The following is a 23992-nucleotide window of genomic DNA, read 5'->3' as shown; positions in this document are numbered from 1 at the left end:
AGCCATGTCCCACGAACCCGGCATCCACTGTTCCGTCCGCGTGACGCCCTCCGACTTCGTGATGGACAACCATCGGGTGCACGGCGTCTCGGTGATGCCCGGGGTCACCTTCCTCGACCTCGTGTACCGTGCCCTGATCGCCCGAGGCGTCGACCACCGGCGCGCCGCTCTGCGCAAGGTGCTCTTCACGGAGGCGGTCACCGTCCGCGAGGGGTTCGAGCGGGAGATCCGGGTCACCGTCGGCGCGGGCCCCGCGGACGCCCCGCGCCCTGTCACGGTGGAGAGCCGCTGGCTGCGCGACGGCGAACCCTGCGCGCCCTGGCGCGACAACGCCCGGGCCGAACTCGTCACCACCGACGAACCGCCGCTGCCCGCCCTGGACCTGCCCGCGCTGACCGGGGCGGGGGTGCGCCGCCGGGACATGGCGGAGCTGTACGCGCGCGCCCGGGCCGAGGAGATCCGGCACCGGACGCCGATGCGGTGCTTCGGCCCCCTGTACCAGGGCGACGGTCATCTGCTCGCCGAGCTGCGGCTCGACCCGTCGGCGACCGAGCACGAGGACCTCTTCCACCTGCACCCGGCCAAGATGGACGCCTCCACCCTGGCGGGCTTCGGGCAGACGGCGGTGTCCGGGGCGGACCCGTTCATCCCGATCTACATCGACTACTTCCGCGCTCCCCGGCCGCTGTCCCCCGTCTTCCACGTCCACGCGCCCCGGCCGGAGCGGATCGCCGAGACCGGCGACATGCTGACCAACGACTACGCGCTGTACGACGAGAAGGGCGAGTTTCTCGCGGAGTTCCGCGGCATCGCGTGCAAGCGCATCCGGCACGAGGGGCTGATCCACCGGCTGGTGGCGGAGGTCGACCCGGCCCCCGGCGGACCGGCCGACGAGTCCCCCACGGTCTCTGAGTCCGCGCCCGCGCCGGCCGCCGTACCGGAGGCCGGTGACGTGCTCGGCGTGGACGGCGTGACGGAACTGCTGCGGCGGATGGTCGGTGCCGCCCTGGAGACCGACCCGGCGGCCGTACGGACCGGGGTCGGGTTCTACGACCTCGGCCTGGACTCGGTGGCCCTGCTGTCGCTGAGCTCCCAGCTGGAGGAGCGGGTGGGCAGCCGGCTCTACCCGACGCTGTTGTTCGAGTTCGGTGACATCGACAGCCTGGCCCGGCATCTGGTGTCGACGTACCGGATACGGGCCACCGGACCGGCGCCGCGGGCCGCGGTCGGTACGGACACCGGGACGGAGCAGGCCTCTTCCGCCGACGCGGCCGTCGTGCTGCGGGACGTCTGGGTGCCTCGGGCCCTCGGGAGCGCGCAGGTCGCCGAGCACGCGGCGGACGGCCCCGGCCTGCTGGTGTTCGGAGCCTCCGCGGAACTCGCCGGCTGTCTGCGGCGCCGCGCCACGGGCCGCGTCGTCCATGTGCTGCCCGCACCCGCGTTCCGGGCCGTGGCCCCGGACGTGTTCGAGCTGGACGCCGAGGAACGTGCGCAGGTGGACCGGCTGCTGGACACCCTCGCCGCCGACGGCCGCGCACTGCCCCGGGACATCGTCGTCGTGTCCCCCGTCCCCGACGGGACCGCCGCCCACACCCTCGGCCGAGGGCCCGACCCGCTGACGGCGTACTGGACCGTGGCCTCCGCGTTGACGGCGCGCCGGCCCGGCGCACCCCACGCGTTGGTGTTCGCGCACGCTGCTCCGCCGAGCGCCCCTGAGCCGCGCAACGCGGCGATGGGTGCCTTCGCGGCGACGGTCCTTGCCGAGACTCCGGTGCTGCGCTGCCGGGTGGTCGAGTTCGGGCCCCGTCCGCGCTCGGAGTTCGTCGCCGACCGGTTGCTCGCCGAGTGCGCCGACGCGGTGGCGGGGCCGGGCGAGTGCGAGGTCCGGTACCGGGACGGGGAGCGCCAGGTGCGCCGCCACGCGGTCCGTCCGGCCGCCGGGGGCCGCCCGGGTGGCGCGGTCCTGAAGGAGCACGGCGTCTACCTCGTCACCGGAGGTTCCGGCGGGATCGGCCGGCTGCTGGCGGACTGGCTGGCCCGGGAGTACCGGGCCCGGCTGGTGCTGGTGGGCCGCCGCCCGCTCGACACCGGGCTGCGCGACCGGCTCGACGCGTGGGACCGGCTGGGGGCCCGCGCCGAGTACGTGAGCGCGGACGTCTCCCACGCCGCCGGGGCGGCGGTCGCCGCGGGCCGGGCGCGGGAGCTGTTCGGACGACTGGACGGGGTGTTCCACTGCGCCGGAGCGACCCGGGACGGGCTGTACTTCCGTACCGCCCCGGCCGGTCTGGCACCGGTCCTGGCCGCCAAGGCGGACGGCGCCGTCCATCTCGACGAGGCGACCCGCGACGACGATCTCGACCTCTTCGTGCTGTTCTCGTCGGTGTCGGCGAGTGTCCCCAACGCGGGGCAGGCGGCCTATGCGTACGCCAACGCCTTCCTGGAGCATTTCGCGCGCGGCCGGGCCCGGCGGGCGGACCGGCCGGGACGTTCCCTGGCGATCGGCTGGCCGTACTGGGCCGAGGGCGGTATGCGGGTCGCACCGGACGTCCTCGTCCGCTCCCGGGCCGCCCACGGCAACGCACCGCTGCCCACCGCGACCGCCTTCGAGGTGCTGCGCGACTGCCTGGCCGGCGACGACAGCCGGCTGGTGGTGCTGTACGGCGATCGCGACCGGGTGACGGAGCAACTGGCCACCGTGCAGCCGGTCGAGGAGGGCACGGAGGAGAACGCGCAGGAGAACGCCGGCGAGAACGCGGGGGCGGACTCCGTGGAGCGCGTCGAGGCACGGGGGGTGGAGGACGTGGCGGAACTGGGCACCGACGTCGCGGACGGGTCCCGGCGTGACTGCCCGGTCGCCGTGATCGGTCTGGCCGGCCAGTACCCGAAGGCGGCCGATCTCGGCGCCTTCTGGCGCAACCTGGCCGAAGGCCGCGACTGCGTCACCGAGGTGCCCGCCGACCGCTGGGACCACACGGCGTACTTCAGCGACGACAAGGCCGCCACCGGCCGCACCTACAGCAAATGGGGCGGCTTCCTGGACGGGGTCGACGTCTTCGACGCGGCGTTCTTCGGCATCTCCCGCAAGGAGGCCGAGCGCATGGACCCGCAGGAACGGCTGTTCCTGACCACGGCCTGGCGCACGCTGGAGGACGCCGGGTACCCGTCGGCGGCGCTGCGCGGAGAGCGGGTCGGGGTCTTCGTCGGCGCCATGTGGAACCACTACCAGCTCTACAGCGACAGCCGCTCGGCCGTGGCCCCGACGGCCATGCACGCGGCCATCGCCAACCGGGTGTCGTACACCCTGGACCTGCACGGCCCCAGTATGGCGGTGGACACCGCCTGCTCGTCCTCGCTGACCGCCGTCCACCTGGCGGTGGAGAGCATCCGGCGGGGCGAGTCCACGCTGGCCCTCGCGGGCGGCGTCAACGTCACGGTGCACCCGCAGAAGTATCTCCAGCTCGCCCAGGGGCAGTTCCTCTCCACGGACGGCCGCTGCCGCAGCTTCGGCGCGGACGGTGACGGCTATGTTCCGGGTGAGGGCGTCGGCGCGGTGCTGCTGAAGCCGCTGGACCGGGCGCTGGCCGACGGTGACCACATCCACGGGGTCATCCACGGCACCGCCCTCAACCACACCGGCCGCACCAGCGGGTTCACCGTGCCCAGCCAGACGTCCCAGGGCGAGCTGATCCGCTCGGCACTGACGGCGGCGGGCTGGGACCCCCGGTCGGTGCAGTACGTGGAGGCGCACGGCACCGGCACCTCGCTCGGCGACCCCATCGAAGTCGCGGGACTGGGCCGCGCGTTCGGCACGACCGCGCCGGGTGGCTGCGCGCTGGGCTCGGTCAAGTCGAACATCGGGCACCTGGAGAGCGCCGCGGGCATCGCGGGGCTCACCAAGGTGCTGCTCCAGCTGCGCCACGGAGAGCTCGTGCCGTCCCTGCACGCCGAGCGGACCAATCCGCACGCGGACCTCGCGGGCGCGGGCTTCCGGGTCCAGCGGGAACGCTCCCCGTGGCCCCGGCCGGCGGACGGGGTGCCGCGCCGCGCCGGGGTCAGCGCCTTCGGCGCCGGCGGGGCAGGCGCCCACGTCCTGGTCGCGGAGGCCTCCGACCGTGCCCCGGCGCGGGCCGGCGCGACCGGCCCGGGCCCCTGGGTGTTCCCGTTGTCCGCGCCCGACGGCACGACCCTGGCGGAGTACGCCGAGGCCCTCGCGGACGCGCTGACGGAGGCCGACGGTCCGGGGACAGGGCCGGGGCGTGCCCCGGGAGAGGCGGCGGGCGCGGAACCGGGGCCGGGCTCCGTCGGCGCCCTGGAGCAGGTCACCGCCTGGGTCGCGGAGATGCTGCACGTCCCGGCCGACGTCGTCGACGCGGACGAGCCGCTCAGTGACCTCGGGATCGACGCCGACGGGCTGCGCGTCCTCGCCCAGCGGATGCGCGCGGCGGGCTTCGTACCCGCGGTGGAGCCGTCCGCCGCCACCACGCTCGCCTCCCTCGCGCCGGCCGGCACCGGCCACGCCGCCTCCGCCCCGGACGCCGAGCGCCGCTTCCTCGCCGACGTGTCCCACACGCTGTGTTCGGGCCGTACCGCGATGGCCGCCCGGCTCGCGGTGGTCGCCTCCTCCGTACGGGAGTTGAGCGAGGCCCTGCGGGCGGCGGCGGCCCATGGCAGCACGGGTGTGGTCGCCACGCCCTCCGGCGCCGTCGGCCCGTTGCCGGCCGTGGCCGAACGGTGGGCGGCGGGCGGCGACGTCGAGTGGCTCGGCTCCCCGGCCGGCCGCCGGGTGTCGTTGCCGACCGCGCCGCTGCGCCGTCAACGGCACTGGATCGGCCGTTGGCACGGCACCACCGAGCCGACCGCGCCTGCCACCCCGGCCGCGGTGCCCGCGCCGATGCCCGTTCCGGCGCCGGGGCCCACAGCGGTGCCGTACGACGGCGACGAGGTCGGCTTCCAGGTCGTGGAGCCCGGTATCGCGCTCGTCGTGATGCGCGATCCGTCCGGGGTCAACATGTTCACCGACGGGATGATGCACGGGCTGACCGCGGCCTTCGCGGAGATCGCCCGGCACCCGGATCTCAAGGCCGTCGTCCTGACCGGCAGCGGCCCCGTCTTCAGCATGGGCGCCACCCCGGACGCCCTGCGGACGCTGGCGGGCGGCGGCAGCCGCTTCACCGACTCGCCGTTCGTGTACGAGGGCTTCCTGCGCTGCGAACTCCCCGTCATCGCGGCCGTCCAGGGGCACGCCTCCGGTGGCGGTCTCGCCTTCGCGCTGCACGCGGACCTGGTGGTGATGTCCCGCGCGGCCGATTTCAGCGCCACCTTCATGAAGTACGGCTTCACGCCCGGCATGGGCGCGACCTACGTCCTGGAGCAGCGGCTCGGCCGGACGCTGGCGACGGAGATGTTCTTCACCGGCGGCTCCTACTCGGGGCGCACGCTGGAACAGCGGGGCGCGGATCTGTCGTTCGCCGAGCCCGACCAGGTGCTGCCGACGGCGCTCGGGCTGGCCCGGGCCATCGCGCGCAAACCATTGAACGCCGTGAAGGTGCTGAAGGCCGATCTCGCCGACCGGGTGCTGGGGCAGCTGCGCCCGGTGATCGACCGGGAGAGCGCGATGCACGACCGGGTCTTCGGGCCGGAGTCGGCCGCCCTCGTCGAGGAGCAGTTCGCCAGGACCGCACGGCTCGGTGAGACACCGTCACCCACGCCGGAGGACGCCCCGGCGGCGCCCACGGCGACGCAGCGGCCGGCCGGCGAGGAGGTCCGTGAGCCGTCCCGGCCCGTGCCCGATCCCGTGCCCGGTGCGCCGACGCCGGACCGTGCGCAGGTGACCCGGACGGTCGAGGACGCGCTGTGCGCGAGCCTGTACCTCGACCGCGCCGAGATCGACCACGACCTCAGCTTCAACGACATGGGGCTCGACTCCGTCGGTGCCGTGGAGATGACCCGCGAGATCAACCGCGCGCACGGCCTCGACCTCGACTCGGTCGCCCTGTACGACCACCCGACCGTGCCCCGCCTGGTCGAGCACATCGTCGCCGCGTACGCCGCGACCCACGCCCTGGACACCCGCGCGGCGGCCCTCGCCACCGCGCCGGGCCCGGCGGACCACACGCCGCGACCGGCCCCGTCGGCATCCTCCGAGCCGGCCGCCCCACCGGGGGCCGCCCCCGACCCCGAGCCTGTCCTGCCCGTGGCGGAGCGGCAGGACGACGCCGTGCCCGAGGCCGCGACCGTCGACCGCGCGGTGCTGCCGCCTCTCGGGGAGCGGCGGGCCGCTGCCACGAACGGCGCGCCGCGCGGACCCCTGGTGGCCCTGCGAGCCCTCGACACCGACCCGGCCGACCCGACCGACGCGGCCGTACCCGCCGACGCCGGACGCGCCCCGGACGCCGTACCCGCCCTCGTCGCCGTACCCGCACCCGACGCCGTGCTCGCACAGATCGCCGTACCCGCCTCTTCCGTCACTGAGCCCTCCGGCGCCACGGAGCCCTCCCCCGCGGAGCCCTTCCCCACCACGGAGCCCTCCCCCGCCGCCGGATCCGCCCCGGCCGCCGGAGCCACCCGCGTCACGGCGGACCACGCCCCCGGGGACATCGCCGTCATCGGCATGGCAGGCCGCTTCCCCGACGCGCCCGATCTGGACGCCTTCTGGAAGAACCTCGTCACCGGGCACAGCAGCATCCGCGAAGTGCCCCGGGAACGCTGGGACGTCGGTGCCGTCTTCGACACCGACCGGCTCGCCCCGGGCCGTACGTACAGCAGGTGGGGCGCCATGCTGTCCTCGGTGGACGAGTTCGACGCCGGGTTCTTCCAGCTCTCGCCGCTGGAGGCGCAGGCGATGGATCCCCAGCAGCGGCTCTTCCTGGAGACGGCCTGGCATGCGCTGGACGACGCCGGCCACGCGGTGCGGTCCGCCGACCGCCGGAGGTGGGGGGTGTTCGTCGGCTGCGGTGTGGGCGACTACCCGGACGTGCTGGCCGAGGCGGGCGAGGACCCCACGTCCGGCTACGCCTTCCTCGGCAACTCCGGCTCGGTGCTGGCGGCCCGGATCGCCTATCTGCTGAACCTCGGCGGACCCACGATGGCCGTGGACACCGCCTGTTCGTCCTCCCTGGTGGCGGTCCACCTGGCGTGCGAGAGCATCCGCCGGGGCGAGTGCGACTCCGCCGTCGCGGGCGGTGTGGCCGTGCTGTCGACGCCTCGGATGCACATCATGACCAGCAGGACCGGCATGCTCTCGCCCACCGGCCGCAGCGCGCCGTTCGACGCGTCGGCCGACGGCATCGTGCTGGGCGAGGGCGTCGGCGCGGTCGTACTGAAGAGCCTGGAGCGGGCGCTGGCCGACGGCGACCACGTGCACGGTGTGATCAAGGCCGGCGGGGTCAACGGTGACGGCCGGACCAACGGGCTCACCGCTCCCAGCGCCGGGTCGCAGGCGGAGCTGCTGGCCGAGGTGCAGCGGCGGGCCGGGGTGGGGCCTGCGGACATCACGTACGTGGAGGCGCACGGCACCGGTACGCCGCTCGGTGACCCGATCGAGGTGAAGGCGCTCGCCCAGGTGTTCGGCGGGGCGCGGGAGCGGCCGGAGCCGTGCTGTCTCGGCTCGGTCAAGGCGAACATCGGGCACACCACCATGGCGGCCGGGATCGCCGGGCTGCTGAAGGTGCTGCTGGCGTTGCGGCACGGCGAACTGCCGCCGACCCCGCACTTCACCCGGGCCAACCCGGAGATCGACTTCGAGCGGAGCGGGCTGCGGGTGGTGGACGCGGCGATGCCGTGGCCGCCCGGCCGGTCCGGGGCGCGGATCGCCGGGATCAGCAGCTTCGGCTTCAGCGGCACCAACGCCCACCTGATCGTCGCCGAGGCCCCGCGCCGCGGTCCCGGCGGGCCCGGGGCGCGGGAGAGCGTGGTACGGAGTGCCGACGCGTCGGCTGGAGCACAGACGGCTCCGCCGGAGGTGGCCGGTGACCGGGTGCCGTACGTGGTGCCCGTCTCGGCGCGCTCGACGGCGGCGCTGGGACGCGCGCTGGGCTCACTCGCCGAAGCCGTGGAGGCGCTGGCGGCCCGGCCCGCGGAGGGCGGGGACGCGGTGCGACTGAGCGATGTGGCGTTCACCCTGGGCGCCGGCCGGGAGCACTTCGCGAAGCGGGCGGCGTTCGTGGTGCACGATCTGCCCGAGCTGGTCGCGGTGTTGCGCGCCACGGCGGCGTCCGGCCGGTGCACGGGCGTCTTCCCGGCCGAGGGGGACGGCGAGCCGGGCCGGCTCGCCGCGCGTTACGTGCGGGGCGGGACCGTCGACTGGGCCGCGCACCGCCGGCCGGGCCCGGTGCGGCGCGTCCCACTGCCCGGCTACTCCTTCGACCGGACCCCGCACCGGGTCTCCCAGACCCCCGTGAGCGCGCCACCCGTCGCACAGGCCACCGTGCCGCGCCGGTCGGTGGCCCCCGGGGACTGGGTCGTCACCGACCACCGGGTGGACGGCCGTCCGGTGCTGCCGGGCGTGGCGAGCCTCGCACTGGTGGCGGGCGCCGTGGCCGACGGGCGGGGGTCGTCCGGTGTGCCGCGCTTCTCCCGGGTGCGCTGGCTCCGGCCGCTGGAGGTCACCACGGCCCGTGAGCTGCGCGTGCGGACGTCGCCCGGGCCCGAGGGCGGTTTCCGCTTCGACGTGACCGACGCGGCCGGCCCGGACGGTGAAGTGCCGTTCGTCGTAGGCACGTTGACCGACGGCGGGCCGTCGGACGAGCCGGAGCGGGTGGACGTGCGCGCGGTGCTGGACCGCTGCGGCGGCCGGCGCGGTGCCGCGGAGCTGTACACGGACTTCGCCCGCGCGGGAATCGCGTACGGACCGGCGCTCCAGGTCCTGGACGAGGTCCGCCACGGCGACGGCGAGGCCGTGGGCGTGCTGCGTACGCCGTCGCGACCCGCGTGGGCGTCCGCACCGGCGGAGCTGCACCCGGCGCTGCTCGACGGCGCGCTCCAGACGCTGTCCGTCCTGCTGGCGGACGGTACGGGCCCCGCGGCTCCGTTCGCGCTGGAGTCGCTGGAGACGTACGACGGCGGGGCCGCTGCCGCCCCGGCCCACGCCGTGGCCGCGCGGGCCGCCGCAGGGGACGGACAGCGCTGGGACGTGCGGGTGACGGACGCGGCCGGGCGGGTGCTGCTGCGGTTCGCCGGGGTGGCCCTGCGCGTCTTGGGCGAGCGGCCGGAAGCCGGGACCGCCGGCGCCGTACCGGGGCTCGTGCACCGGCCGGTGCTGCGCCCCGCACCGGCGCCCCGCGGCAGCCGCCCGCCCGGCGGCGACGGGCGGACGCTGGTGGTCCGGCCGGAGGGCACCCGCGTCGCGGCGGACGCCGTGATGACCGCCGTCGGAGTTCTCGGCGGGCAGGCCGTGGCCGTTCCTCCGGACGACGGTCTCGCGGCCCTGCTCGATCCGCTGCCCGACACCGTGTACTGGTTCGGCGCGGGCGGGGACGAACCGCTGTCCGGCCCGGCGCACGACCGTGCCGTGCTCGGGCTGTTCCGGCTGGTCAAGGAACTGCTCGCGCGGGGTGCGGGGCGCCGGGAACTCACCCTGAAGGTGATCGTGCCCGGGGCCGTCGCCACCGGTCCCGGCGCGGAGGTGCGCCCGCACGCCGCGGGTCTGCTCGGACTGGCCCGGTCCGTCGCGGCCGAGTATCCGCGCTGGCGGGTCGGCTGCGTGGACCCCGGCGCGGACCTCGGCTTCGAGGACGACCCGGCGGGGGCGGCGGCGCTCGCCGAGCGGCTGCTCGCCGAGCCGTGCACCGACCGGGTGGTCGTCCTGCGCGGAGCACAGCGGCTGGTGCGGGAGCTGGAGCCGGCCGCCGCGCTCCCCTCCGGTGCGGCTCCTTTCCGGGACGGCGGCGTCTATCTGCTCGTGGGCGGCACCGGCGGCATCGGCCGGGTCCTCGCCCGGCACCTGGCCGGGACCTGCCGGGCCCGGCTGGTGCTCGTCGGCCGGCGGGCCGAGGACGACGACGTACGGGCGCTGCTGACGGAACTGGAGGCGCTGGGCGGGTCGGCGGCGTACGTCCAGGCCGATGTGACGGACGGTGCGGCCGTGCGCCGGGCCGTCGCGGCGGCCCGCGACCGGTTCGGGCCGCTGAACGGGGCGTTCCACGGCGCGCTGCTGCTGCGCGACCGGACCCTGGCCCAGATGGACGAAGAGATGTTCCTCGACGTGCTGGCCCCGAAGACGACCGGGGCGCTGGCGCTCGGGGAGGCGCTGCGCGAGGAGCCGCTGGACTTCCTCGTCTACTTCTCCTCGGCGATCGCGTTCACGGACGCCCCCGGGCAGGCCAACTACGCGGCGGCCAGCACGTTCGAGGATGCCTGCGCCGCGTATCTGGACCGCCGGCTGCCGTTCCCGGTCTCCGTCGTGAACTGGGGCTTCTGGGGCAGTGTGGGCGCGGTCGCCGGGCAGTCCCACAGGGAGCGGTTCGCGGCGCTCGGCGTCGGCTCCCTCGAACCGGCGGACGGCATCGCGGCCCTGGAGTCCCTGCTCGCCGCCCGGGTCCCGCAGGCCGTGGTCATCAAGGCCACGCCGGAGGGCCTGACCCGGCTCGGCGCGCGCACCACCACCGCCGGCGCCCTCGCCCGGACCGCCCCGACGGCGGACCGGGCGTCCGGCGCGGGCGCGGACGACCCGTTCGGCAGGTCCCGCGCCGCGTTCGCCGAACTGGAGCGGGCCGCCGCCCTGTTGCTGCGCCGCACCCTCGAACGGCAGGGGGCGCTGAGCGCGGGCGGCCCGGTCCCCTCCATTGCCGAGCTGCGCGAGCGCCTGGGCTGCCGCCCTGCCGCGGAGCGGCTGCTGTCCGCGCTGCGGGACATCCTCGAACGGTCCGCACCGGCCGCACCCGGGCCACGGGAGACGGCGGAGCCGGTCGGCCCGGCGGATGCGGCGGACGCTGAGTCGGTCATCGCCGCGCTCGTCGGCCGCTTCCCCGATCTGCGGGACCACGCCGAGCTGTTGCGGCGCTGCACGGACGCGTTGCCCCAGGTTCTGGACGGCACCCGCAACCCGATGGAGGTGCTGTTCCCGAAGGGCTCGATGGAGCTGGTGGAGCGGGTGTACCGGGGCCAGGCCGCGTCCGACCACTATCACCGGCTCGTCGCCGAGGAGGCGGCCGCCGCCGTCACCCGGGCCGCGGCGCACGGGCGCCCCGTGCGGGTGCTGGAGATCGGCGCGGGCACCGGCGCCGGCACGGCCTTCGTGCTGGCGGCCCTGGACGAACCGGCCCGGTCGGACACCGGTGGCGGCGTCGATGTCACGTACTGCTACACGGACATCTCGACGGCCTTCCTCCGGCACGGGGAGGACACCTTCGGCGCGACCCGGCCGTATCTGGTCTTCGCCACCATGGACATCGAACGGGACCCGGTGGAGCAGGGGTTCGACGCGCACGCCTACGACGTGGTGATCGCCACGAACGTGCTGCACGCCACCCGCGACGTGGCCCGGACCCTGGCGCGGGTGCGCATGCTGCTGCGGCCCGGCGGGGTGGCGCTGGTCAACGAGGCGACCCGCGCCTCGGACTTCCTGACCCTCACCTTCGGCCTGACGCCGGGCTGGTGGGCCTTCGAGGACTCCGGCGTCCGGCTGCCGCACGCACCGCTGCTGGATCCGGCCGGCTGGCGACGGGCCCTCGCCGCCGCCGGATTCGGCGACGTACGCACCCGCGGCCTGCCCGGGACGCCGGTGGCGGAGCTGGAGCAGTGCCTGTTCGTGGCCGGGGCCCCGGCCGACGCGCCCGCCCCCGCCGATGCGCCCGCCCCCGCCGACGTGCCCGCCCCGGCCGGGGGTGCGTCCCCGTCGCTCGACCCGGCGCTGGTGCGCCGTTATGTGCGCGGTGTCTTCGCCGAGGTGCTGCGGTTCCGGCCCGAGGACCTGGAGGACGAGGTCACCTTCGAGAACTACGGCGTAGACTCGCTGGTCGGTCTCAGCATCGTCAGCCGCTTCGAGGAGGACCTGGGCGACCTCCCGGCGACGCTGTTGTTCGAACAGCTGACGATCGCCCGGCTCGCCGAGCACCTCGCCGCGGAGCGCGGTGCGGCACTGGCGGCCACTCTCGCTCCCGGGGAGCGGACGGACGGCTCGCCGCGGGAGGCGGACGACGGTCCCCCGGCGATGCCGCGGCCCGCCCCGCGCCCCGGCACCGCCCCGGCACCGCCGGACGGCCACGGCTCCGGGCCCGCGGCGGACCGTATCGCCGTCGTCGGTGTCAACGGGCGTTTTCCCGGCGCCCCGGACGTCGACTCCTTCTGGGACCTGCTCGCGTCCGGTGGCAGCGGGGTGACCGAGGTGCCGGCCGACCGCTGGGACTGGCGGGAGTACTTCGACGCCCGGCCCGGCGTCCCGCAGCGCACCAACAGCCGCTGGGGCGGCTTCCTGGAGGACATCGACCGGTTCGACGCCGGCTTCTTCGGCATCCTGCCGAGGGACGCGCAGAACATCGACCCGCAGGAGCGCCTGTTCCTGGAGACCGCCTGGAACCTGCTGGAGGAGACCGGCCACCTCGGCGAGCACACCCGCGAACCGCAGACCGGCGTGTTCGTCGGCTCCATGTACGGCTCCTACGGCCAGCTCGCCGCCGCACACGGCTGGCCGCGGGGCCGGCTGGCCGGGGCGCACTCGGCGTACTGGTCCCTGGCCAACCGGGTGTCGTACGTGCTCGACCTGTACGGTCCGAGCTTCGCGGTGGACTCCGCGTGCTCCTCCTCGCTGACCGCCGTGCACCTGGCGTGCGAGAGCATCCTGCGCGGCGAGTGCCGTATGGCCGTCGCCGGCGGGGTGAACCTCATCGTGCACCCGGCCCACTACGTGGCGCTCAGCTCCCGGAACATGCTGGCCCCCGACGGGCGCTGCAAGGTCTTCGACGAGCGGGCCGACGGTTTCGTGCCCGGGGAGGGCGTCGCCGCGGTGCTGCTCAAGCCGCTCGGCCGGGCGGAGGCCGACGGCGACCGCATCCTGGGCGTGATCAGGGCGTCTCTCGCCGGTGCGGGCGGCAAGACCGGCGGATACACGGTGCCCAACCCGAACGCGCAGGCCGCGTTGATCGCCGAGGCGGTGCGCCGCGCGGGCGTCCCCCCGGAGTCGATCGGCTACGTCGAGGCGCACGGCACCGGCACGGAGCTGGGCGATCCCATCGAAGTGGCCGCGCTGGGCCGGGCGTTGGGCCGGACGGCGGGCACTGGGGCGCCACCGTGCGCGGTCGGCTCGGTGAAGTCCAACATCGGTCACCTCGAAGGCGCCGCCGGGATCGCGTCGCTCACCAAGGTGCTGCTCCAGCTGCGAAACCGGCACATCGCACCGAGCGTGAACGTGCGGCATCCCAACCCGAAGATCGACTTCGGGAGCGGCTCCCTTTACGTGCCGCGGGAACTGACGCCGTGGCCGGCCCCGGCGGGCGGCGGACCGCGCCGCGCCGGGATCAGCTCCTTCGGTGCCGGAGGGGCCAACGTCCATCTGATCGTTGAGGAGTACGAGGGATGACGAGCACCTCTCCGACCCCGCTGGGGACTCCGCCGGAGGAAGCGGGCGAGGACCTTTTCGTCCTCTCCGCGAGGACCGGGGACCGGCTCGCCGCCTACGCCCGGAAGGTGGCCGCCTACCTCACCACCCCGGCGGCGCACGCCTGGTCGCTGGCCGAGCTGTGCGCCGCCGCGCGCGGCGGCCGCCGCGAGATGCGTGAACGGGTGGCCGTACTCGCGACCGACCACGCTCAACTGGCCGAGCGCCTGCGGTCCTTCGCGGACGGCACCGCTGAGGACGGGGTGTTCTCCGGTGGCCCGGACACGGCACGGCCGGAGACCGACGCGGAGCACATCGCCGCCCTGCTGCGCGCCGGCCGGCTGCCCGAGGTCGCCGCCCTCTGGACCGCCGGCGCCCGCGTGGACTGGCGCCTGCTGCACCCCGGCCAGGCACACAGGCGGGCGGTGTTCCCGACGTATCCCTTCGACCGGAAGCGCTACTGGCTGGCCGGCGACCCGTCGACGGAGCCGACGTTGGGGGTGCTGACGCCGGGGGCACGGACGCCGGGGACACCGACGCCGCAGGCTCAGACGCCGGGGGCACCGACGCCAGGGGCACCGACGCCGGGGGAGGACCGGGAGGCAGCCTCGGACGCGCCCGCTTCGACGGCCCGGACGAGGGTCGCCTCGGCGGCTCCGACGACGGTCCCCTCGACGGCCCGTTCGGCGGCCCCTTCGGCGAGCCCGATGGCAGTCCCGCCGACGGACCCGATAGCAGTCGCTTCGGCGGACCCGATGGCAGTCCTCTCGGCGAGCCCGGTAGCAGTCCCTTCGGCGCACCCGATGGCAGCCCCGTCGGCGGACCCGACGGCAGTCCCTTCGGCGAGCCCGATCGCCGTCCCTTCGGCGCACTCGGTGGCAGTCCCGTCAGCGCGCCCGATGGCAGCCCCGTCGGCGGACCCGACGGCAGTCCCTTCGGCGAGCCCGATCGCCGTCCCTTCGGCGCACTCGGTGGCAGTCCCGTCGGCGCACCCGGTGGCAGCCCCGTCGGCGCACCCGGTGGCAGCCCAGTCAGCGCACCTGGCGGCGAACCCGATAGCAGTCCCTTCGGTGCACCTGGCAGCGGACCCGGTGGCCGTCCCATCGGCGGCTCCGTCGGCGGATCTGGTGGCCGTCCCATCGGCGGCCCCGTCGGCGCATCCGGCAGCGGCCCCGTCGGCGGACCCCGCCGCGCTGCCCCCCGCCGATGCCGACGCCGGATGCGTGTACCGGCGGCCCGCGTGGGTGGCGGTGCCGGCCCCGCGTGCGTCGGCCGAACCGCCCCGGACTCTGTTGCTCGTCAGTGACGACTCGGAGTTGCGGGACGCCGTCACCGAGCGGCTCGCCGGTAGCGGTACGCGGCTCGTTCTGGTCGGTTCCGGATGCGAGTTCGCGCAGACGGGCGACGCCTCCTACACCTTCGACCCGCGGGTGCGCCGGCATCACCGGCTGTTGGCCGAGCGGCTGACGGCCCGTGGGCTGCGCCCGGACGCGGTCGTCCACGCGCCCGTGGATCCCGCCGGCGACGACCCGGCGGACCTGCTGGAGCGGTCCCTGCACTCCTGCTTCCGGCTGGCCACCGCTCTGCTGTCGGAGGCCGGCACCCGTCCACTGCGTCTGGTGCACGCGCACACCTCGCCGTCCGGCGCGCCGCAGCCCTGGCACGCGGCCGTCGCCGGGCTGCTGCGCACCCTCGGCCTGGAGCACAGCCGGTTCTCCGGTTCCCGGGTGGCGTTCGAGGGCCCCAGCGCCGCGCCCAGCGCCGCCGAGCGGGCCGAGCGGCTCCTGGCCGAGGTCGCGCTCGGCGCGGCCGGGGAGGCGGAGGTGCGGTACCGCGACGGAGCGCGCCTGGTGAAGGCGCTGGAGGAGTACACGCCGACGCAGGCCGGGGACGCGCCGACGGGCATCCGGCCGGACGGCACCTATCTGATCACCGGCGGTGCCGGTGCGCTCGGCCTGGTCTTCGCCCGGCACCTGGCGGAGCAGGGCCCGCTGAACCTCGTACTCGCCGGCCGTTCGGCCCCCTCCCCCGCCCTGCGCCGGACACTGGACGACCTCAGCGCGGCGGGCTGTTCGGCCTCCTACGTCCAGGCCGACGTCTCCGCCGCCGCGGACGTGGAGCGGCTGGTCTCGACCGTGCGCGCCCGCCACGGTGCCCTGCACGGCGTGATCCACGCGGCCGGGGTCACACGCGACGCGCGGGCCGTGGAGAAGGACGAGGCCGCGTGGGACGCCGTACTGGCGCCCAAGGTGTCGGGCGCACTCCACCTCGACCGGGCCACCCGTGACGAGGCCCTCGACTTCTTCGTCCTGTTCTCCTCCGTGGTCGCGGAGACTGGCAACCCGGGCCAGTGCGACTACGCCGCCGCCAACGCCTTTCTGCACGCCTTCGCCGAGGAGCGCGCCGCGCGGTGTGCCGTCGGCGAACGGCAGGGCCGTACGGTCGCTGTGGCGTGGCCACTGTGGGAGGCGGGCGGCATGACCGTGGACGGGCCCACGCGGGAGCTGTTCGCGCGGAAGTGGGGCATGGCCCCCATGTCCACACCGGCGGGGCTGCGGGCCTTCCACCGGGGGCTCGCGGGGGCCGAGCACAGTTTCGCCGTCGTACAGACGGCGGCCGGCCACGCGCCAGCGCAGGCCGTGCCGGGCGCGGTTCCTACCGCGCGCGCCGACGTTCCGGCCGGTGCGGTGGAGCGGTCGCGCGAGCGGGCCGTGGCCGACCTCCGGGCGATGGCCGCGTCCTTCCTCCTCGTCGACGAGGAGGAGGTCGAGCTGGACGCCGACCTGATGGAGCTGGGCTTCGACTCGATCTCCCTCACCGAGCTGATCAACGAGGTCAACTCCCGGTACGGGCTCGACCTGCTGCCCACGGTCCTCTTCGAGTGCGCGAACCTGCGTGCGTTCGCCGACCACCTCGCCGAGCACCACCCGGCCGCCCTGGCGCCCGCCGACGCTCCCGCGCGGCAGAGCACACCGGCGGGGACGCAGACCGAGGCGCCGGTCACCGAAGCCCCGGCCGGGGAAACTCCGGAAAGTCCCGCCAGGGAAGCGCCGGAAGCTCCGGCCGAGAAAGCCGCTGCCCCGGAGATCTCCCCTATGGACCGTGCCACCGGGGCCACCGGGGCCACCGCCGTGGCCGTCATCGGCATGGCCGGCGTGCTGCCCGGCTCCCCCGATCTGGACGCGTTCTGGGAGAACCTGGCGGCCGGCGCCGACCTCGTCGGACCCGCGCCCGCGGACCGCACCGAACTGCACGCACACCCCGACACCGCCGCCGTGCGGGGCGGGTTCATCGAGGACATCGGTGCCTTCGACGCCGGCCTGTTCTCCGTCTCCCCGAAGGAGGCGGCGCTGATGGACCCGCAGCAGCGGCTGTTCCTGCGGGCCGTGTGGCGCGCGATCGAGGACGCCGGATACCGTCCCGCGGACCTGGCCGGCACGGACACCGCACTGTTCGCCGGGGTCTCGACCAACGACTACGGCGATCTGCTCAGCGGTGCGGGCACCGAGGTCCAGGCCCACACGGCGAGCGGGGTCGCGCACTCCATCCTGGCCAACCGCGTCTCGCACCTGCTGGACCTGCGCGGCCCGAGCGAGGCGGTGGACACGGCCTGTTCCAGCGCTCTGGTCGCGGTGCACCGGGCGGTACGGGCCCTCGCCGCCGGCGACTGCACGGCGGCGATCGTGGGCGGTGTCAACGCCTTGCTGAGCCCTGGTCTGTTCACCGCGTTCACGAAGTCCGGGATGCTGAGCCCGGACGGCGCCTGCAAGACCTTCGACAAGGACGCGAACGGCTATGTGCGGGGTGAGGGTGTCGGCGCGGTGCTGCTCAAGCCGCTCGCCGCGGCCGAGGCGGACGGCGACCACATCCACGCCGTGATCCGGGGCACCGCGGTCAACCATGGGGGCCGTTCCGCCTCCCTCACCGCGCCCAACCCCGAGGCTCAGGCCCGGGTCCTGGTCAAGGCGTACCGGGAGGCGAGCTTCTCCCCGGACACCGTCACCTTCATCGAGGCGCACGGCACCGGCACCCGGCTCGGCGATCCTGTGGAGATCGAGGGTCTGAAGAAGGCGTTCCGCCAGCTGTACGACGACTGGGGCCTGCCCGCGCCGGCGCGACCGCACGTCTCGATCGGCTCGGTGAAGACCAACATCGGCCATCTGGAGGCCGCGGCGGGTATCGCGGGTCTGCTCAAGACGCTACTGGCCCTGCGCCACGGCGAGTTGCCGCCGACGCTCCACTTCCGCGAAATCAACCCGTATCTCCGGCTGCGGGATACGCCGTTCCGGATCAACGACCGGCGTCGGCCGTGGGACGGCGTCCCCGGCCCGGACGGGCGCCCGCTGCACCGCGCGGGCGTCAGCTCGTTCGGCTTCGGCGGGACGAACGCCCATGTGGTCGTGGAGGCGTACACCCCCCGGGCCGTCCCGGCCCCGGCCCCGGCCCCGGCGCCGACCGGGGAGCCGTACGTCCTGCCGCTGTCCGCCCCGGACGAGGAGGCACTGCGTGCCTACGCGGACCGGCTGGCCGGCCATCTGTCCGCGCACCCCGAGCTGGAACCGGCCCGGGTGAGCGCCACACTTCAGTTCGGCCGCGCGGTCCTCGCCCAGCGGCTGTGCGTGGTCGCCCCGCGACAGGATCAGGCGGTACGGCTGCTCAGGGCGGCCGCGGCGGGCGAGCGCGGCGCGGAGGGCGTGCTCGCCGCCGGGGCGGACGAGGCCGGCGAGGACGCGTTGTCGCGCACGCTGGCCACCCGGTGGGCCGCCGGCGACACCGTCGACTGGAGGCCGCTGTGGCCCGGTGGACGGCCCCGCCGACTCCCGTTGCCGGGCTTCCCGTTTTCCCGCCGCGCGCACTGGTTCGACGCGCGCACCACCGAGCGCCAGGTCACGGCCGAACCCGACAGGGAGAACGTCTTGTCGTCACAGCCCCAAGCACAGGACCGCCCCGGTCATGTCCCGGCCCGGCAGCGCGGTCCCAAGGTGCGCCTCGCCCCGCCTGCCGCCACCGCACAAGCCCGGACGCCGTCTCCCACGACCCGGCCGGCAGCGGTGCCCGAGCCGCCCGCCGAGCCCCGGCCGGCAGCGGTCTCAGAGCCGCCTGCCGACCCCCGGCCGTCGCGAACGGCCGTCGGCCCAGCGCCCGGGTCCGCGTCCGCAACCGGCCCCGCGCCCGCGTCCGCGACCGGCCCCGCGCCCGCGTCCGCGACCGGCCCCGGGCCCGTCCCCTCAGAAACCGCCCCCGCAACGCCCGGAACCGGTGCTCCCCCGGCAACCGAGATCGCGGCCCTGATACGCGACCAGATCGCCGAGATCCTGGACCTCGCCCCCGAGAACATCGGTCCGGACCAGCCCTTCGCGGAACTCGGTCTGGACTCGATCTTCCGCATGGACCTCATCCGGGCGGTCAACGCCCGCTACGGCCTGGAGCTACAGATCGCCGAGATCTACGACCAGGACACGGTCACCCTGCTTACCGCCTTCGTGCACGACACCCTCGCGGCCGCGCCTCCCGGCGAGGTCCGGGCGGCCGGCGACACCGCCCCTGATCCCGCCGTGCTCCTCACCCGGTTGCTCACCCACACCCTCGACCGCCCGCTCGACCCGGCGCTGAGCTTCACCGACAACGGCCTGACCTCTTTCGACATGCTGCGTTCCGTCAGCTGTCTGGAGCGCCGCTTCGGCGCCCTGCGCAAGACGCTGCTGTTCGACCGGCCGACCGTCGCCGACGTCGTCGCGCATCTCACGGAGACGCACGGGGCGGACCGGGTGCGCGAGGCCCTCGCCGGGGAGCCGGCCGACGACGAGCGGGACCACCGCGACGGCCCGGTGCGGCTCGGACCCGCGGCCGCCTCGTTCCCGCAGGCGCCCACGCCGTCGGCGGCCGGTGCGGCACCCGGCACGGAGCCGCTGATCGTACGGAAGAAGAAGCTCGACGGCCTGCCGGGCATCCGCGCGCTGCTGGACCGGATGGACGCGGCCCACGGCAAGGAGGGCGGCCTCGCGGGCCGGGACATCGCTCCCCTCGCCTTCGTCGGTGCCGACCGCGAGGGCTACTTCAACTTCTCCCGGCGCGACGGCGATGTCTTCGCCTGGAGTTACGTCGGCTCCGAGGAGTACTTCCCGGTCCTGGTCCGCGAGTACGTCGAGTACGGCCGGCGGCACGGCCTGCGGGTGTCCTTCCTGTCCCTGCTGCGGGTGACGGAGGTGGGCGGCATCCCGTTCACGGCGACACCGTTCGGGGCGGTGCAGCGGCTGGAGGATCTTTCCGGCTTCTCCCTGTCCGGCGGCCGGATGTCCCGGCTGCGCTACATGGTGCAGCGGTTCCGGAAGGCCGGTGAGTGCCGCGCCGAGGAGTACCGCCCAGGCACCGACCCGGGGCTGGACGAGCGGATCGCCGGGATGATCGGACGCTGGGGCGACGGCAAGCAGATGGTCAACCCGTATGTGGCGATCGTCCGGGAGGAGCTGCGCGCCGGCCTCCTCGCCGAGCGGCATCGCATGTTCCTGACCTGGCTGGACGGTGAGCTGGCGAACGTGGTCATCGTCACCCGGATCCCGTCCGAGAACGGCTATCTGCTCGACCTGGAGTTCTATCCGAAGGACATGCCGCTGGGCGGGCTGGAGTTCGCGATCGTCGAGATCATCGGCACGCTGGCGGCGGAGGGTTCGGAGCTGTTCAGCTTCGGCGCCAGCTTCGGGGTGAAAGTGTGCGACTCCCCCAACGCCGACCCGGCCATCGAGGCGGGGCTGGAGGAGCTGCGTTCGGCGGGCATCTTCGGCGAGGGCAACTTCCAGTTCAAGAACAAGTTCCGGCCCACGAACCTGCCCATCTACCTGTGCCAGCCGGCGGACGCCGAGCAGACCGGTGTCTCCGACGTGATCCTCATGATCGCCAACCCGGATGTGTCGGCCGACGCCCCGGGACAGCTCACCGAAACCACATCGGCCATGCCCTCCGCCCCTGCCGCCAAGGCCCCGGCCGAGACCCCGGCCCCGCCTGCCGCCGCCGCTCCGTCGCTCCTGCCCCCGGCCGCCCCCACCGATGCGGAGCGCCGGGCCGGGCTGCTGGCCGCCCACGGGCACAATCCGGTGGTCCTCGCCCACGCGGACGTCGACATCGATCTGATCACCGACTCCTGGGCCGAGCTGGAGACGCCCGCGGTCACCACCGCCGTCACGGAGCTGCGCGAGCGGGTTGCCGCCCGCCGGGACGTCCCGGAGCAGATGCCACCGCCCTGGCTGCCGTACGACCATGTCGTGGTGGCCGGCTCGGGCCGCTCCGCCGAGGCGCTCCTGTGCCGGTCCTGGCCCGGCCGCCGCGGTGTCGTGCTGCACAACGGGCTGTTCCCGACCTGGATCTTCAACCTGCTGGACCAGGGCTTCACCCCGGCCGTCGTACCGGCCCGGGACGCCGGAGAACGGGTGTTCGCCGGTGACCTGGACGTGGCCGCGCTGCGCGCCCGGCTGCGCGACGAGGCGGACCGGGTCTCGTTCGTCTGTGTGGAGCTGAGCGGCAACGCCGGCGGCGGCCACCCGGTGTCGTTGGCCGGCCTGCGTCGGGTGCGGGAGGCGGCGGACGCCCACGGGGTCCCGCTGGTCCTGGACGCCACACGGATCGCGGAGAACGCCGCCTTCGTCGCGGCTCACGAGGCCCCGGAACGCGGTCGCGGGCTGTGGGAGGTGGTGCGGGACCTGCTGTCGCTCGCGGACAGCGCGACCCTGAGCCTGTCCAAGGACTTCGGGCTGGACTTCGGCGGCCTGGCCGCCACGCGGGATCCCGCGCTCGGCGCCCGGCTGCGCGAGCACATCGCCCTGCACGGCCGTGAACTGGGCCTCACGCGGCGCAAGATGGTGGACGCGGCGCTGCACGACACCGACGGCGTCGCGGCCCGTACCGCCGGCCGGATGGCGGCCGTACGGACGCTGTGGCAGGGCCTGCGCGACGGCGGGGTGCCGGTCCGCGGCGAGGTCGCGGCCGGGCACTGTGTGCTGCTGGACGTGGCGCGCATGCCGTGGTTCGACGGGTTCGAGCACCCCGTGGCGTCCTGTCTCGCCTGGATCTTCCACCGGACGGGCGTCCGTGGCGGTCCTCACCTGGCCGCCTCCGGCGGCCCGGACGAGACCGGCTCGCTGATCCGGCTGGCCGTGCCCGCCGGGTTCTCGGTCGCCGAGGCGCAGGAGGTGGCGGCCCGGCTGGTCGCGCTGTTCCGCGCCCCCGGGGACGTGCCCGAACTGCTCGCCGTGGAGCCGGCGCAGGCCGACCGGGCGGCCGGCGGTGACGCGACCGTACGGGCCGCGCTCGGCCGGTACCATCCCGCGGCGGGCGTGCCCGAGGACGTACGCCGGGCGATGCGCGAGCAGCACGCGCCCGCGGACGACAACGCGCAGGTCCTGCTGGACGCCAACCCCTCCGTGGCGCGGGCCGTGCTGGACCTGCCGGACGGGCGGGCCGAGGTGTTCAGCGCCGGTGCGGGCCCGGTCGTGCTCCTCATGCACCCGTTCAACATCGGGGCCGGGGTGTTCGCCCGTCAGTTCGCCGAGCTGACCGGGCGGTTCCGGCTGATCAGCGTGCATCACCCGGGGGTGGGCGCCAGCACCGGGTCCGCGCTCACCCTCGACGACATCGTGCGACGGTACACGGACGTACTGGAGCGGCTGGACGTCGGCGGTCCCGTGCACGTGGTCGGCGCCTCCTTCGGCGGCCTGGTCGCCCAGAGCTTCGCGCTCGCTCACCCGGAGCGGACCCGGTCGCTGACGCTGCTGGGCAGTTCGTACAAGGTCGGCAACCGCAACGGCGAGGTGAACCGGCTGGCGACGGTGGCGGCCGAGGACTTCGACCGGCTGGAGCAGCGGTCCGGGTCGGAGCGGTTCCGCCGGGAGCGACCCGACCTGGAGAAGCTGCTGCTGCGCTGCGAGAGCATGGACGCCCAGACGGGGCTGCGCTATCTCGACGTGTTCGCCTCGCAGGCCACCCTGCTGGAGCGGCTCCCGGACATCGCCGTGCCCACGCTGATCCTCCAGGGCAGCCACGACACGGTCATCCCGCTGAAGACGGCCCATCTGCTGCACGGCGCGATTCCGGACGCACGGTACGCGGAGATTCCCGACGCGGGCCACTTCCCCGGGCTGACGTCCGCGGCAGAGGTGCACGCGAGGCTCGTGCCGTTCCTGGACGAGCACGGCGGGGCCGAGCGGTGAGCCGGGCCACCGTCACGCCCCCGCTGCCGGCCCCGGGCGCCACGCCGCGGCGACTGGGCGACAGCGGGTTGTACCGGACCGAGCTGGTCAGGCCCGGCATGTGCGGGCACAACTCGCTGTTCGTCGGCCAGATCGGCGACTGGACCTGGGACGCGGTCGCCGCCGTGTGCGGCACCGACGTCCTGGGCGCGCGGAGCCCGGAGGGCGCGCCGACCTATCTGTCCTTCTACTACTACCGGCTGCGCGGCAGCCGCCGGTTCCATCTGCGGACGCCCGGGTTCGGGGACCGGCTGCACATCGCCTCGCGCGTGTTCGGCTTCGGCAGCGAGTCGGTGCTCACCCTGCACCGCATCACCCGGACCCCCGTGGGCGAGGCACCGGACGCCGCCGTGCCCCCGCCGCCCGTCGACCCGGACGAGTTCTACGCCTTCGGCGACGACGGGACGCTGTACGTGGAGAACTTCAACCGCTGGGTCACCCGCAGCAAGGCCGACAGCAACGAGAACCTGGTGCGGTCCTCGCCGCCCGACTTCCGGCACGAACACCTTCCCCTGCTGCCCGAGGCGTACTCGCCCCGGCTGGCCTGCCACACGGCCCGCACCCGCGGCTCCTTCCTCCCGGACAAGCCGGACGGTTTCGTGCCGCTCGGCGCGGAGCTGCGGGCCGAGTACGCGGTGGAGCCGTCCCGTGACCTCAACGGCGCGGGGCTGCTCTATTTCGCCTCCTACTTCTCCATCGTCGACTGGGTACTGCTGCGGCACTGGCGCGCGCTGGGCCGCCCGGACGCCGCGTTCCTCGACCGGGTCGTCGTGGACCAGCGGCTGTGCTACCTCGGCAACGCCGACCTCGACGCGGTCCTGTCCGCCGGGGTGCGGGCCTGGCACCGGCCCGGCGATCCGTCCGCCACCGAAATCTTCGACGTCGTCCTCGATGACGCGCGCACCGGCCGTGCCCTCGCCGTGTGCACGCTCACGATCACTCAGAAAGCGGCCCGCCCATGACACCGACCGACGGCGCGGATCGCGCCGAGACCACCCGGATCGTCCACGACACCATCACCGCGATCCTGCCCGGCGTGCCGCGTGGGGACATCCGGGGCGACCGGCATCTGAAGGACCTGGGTGCCGACTCGGTCGACCGGGTCGAGATCATCCTGTCGCTGATGGAGCGGCTCGGCGTGTCCGAGCCGATGTCCCGGTTCGGCGACGTTCCCGACATCGACGCTCTGATCGACCTGCTCTGTGCGACGAGGCGGCGCTGA

Annotated in this window: 4 protein-coding genes; all 4 read left to right on the top strand. The window is 74.9% G+C overall.

Annotated elements, in window-relative coordinates; all coding sequences use genetic code 11:
- Positions 1 to 4: 4 nt before the first annotated feature.
- Genes ACZ4WH_RS20295 through ACZ4WH_RS20280 form a run of 4 tightly spaced genes read left to right on the top strand, consistent with a single transcriptional unit; the run spans position 5 to position 23992 of the window.
- Entirely contained in the window at positions 5 to 13513 is a 13509-nt protein-coding gene (locus tag ACZ4WH_RS20295) for an SDR family NAD(P)-dependent oxidoreductase (protein ID WP_468182273.1), read from the top strand.
- Positions 13510 to 22731, top strand: a complete 9222-nt coding sequence (locus ACZ4WH_RS20290; protein WP_468182271.1) for an alpha/beta fold hydrolase — start codon at positions 13510 to 13512, stop codon at positions 22729 to 22731. Before ACZ4WH_RS20295 ends, ACZ4WH_RS20290 begins: the two co-directional genes overlap by 4 nt.
- Complete coding sequence (locus ACZ4WH_RS20285) at positions 22728 to 23732, top strand: LnmK family bifunctional acyltransferase/decarboxylase (protein WP_468182269.1); 1005 nt, start codon at positions 22728 to 22730, stop codon at positions 23730 to 23732. Before ACZ4WH_RS20290 ends, ACZ4WH_RS20285 begins: the two co-directional genes overlap by 4 nt.
- Positions 23729 to 23992, top strand: coding sequence for a phosphopantetheine-binding protein (locus ACZ4WH_RS20280; protein ID WP_468182267.1), 264 nt, complete (start codon positions 23729 to 23731; stop codon positions 23990 to 23992). The genes ACZ4WH_RS20285 and ACZ4WH_RS20280 overlap by 4 nt, the downstream gene beginning before the upstream one ends.

The sequence above is a fragment of the Streptomyces sp. NPDC029138 genome, from assembly GCF_055564375.1.
The sequence above is the reverse complement of the archived record's forward strand: the minus strand, read 5'-3'. Positions and strand labels throughout refer to the sequence as shown.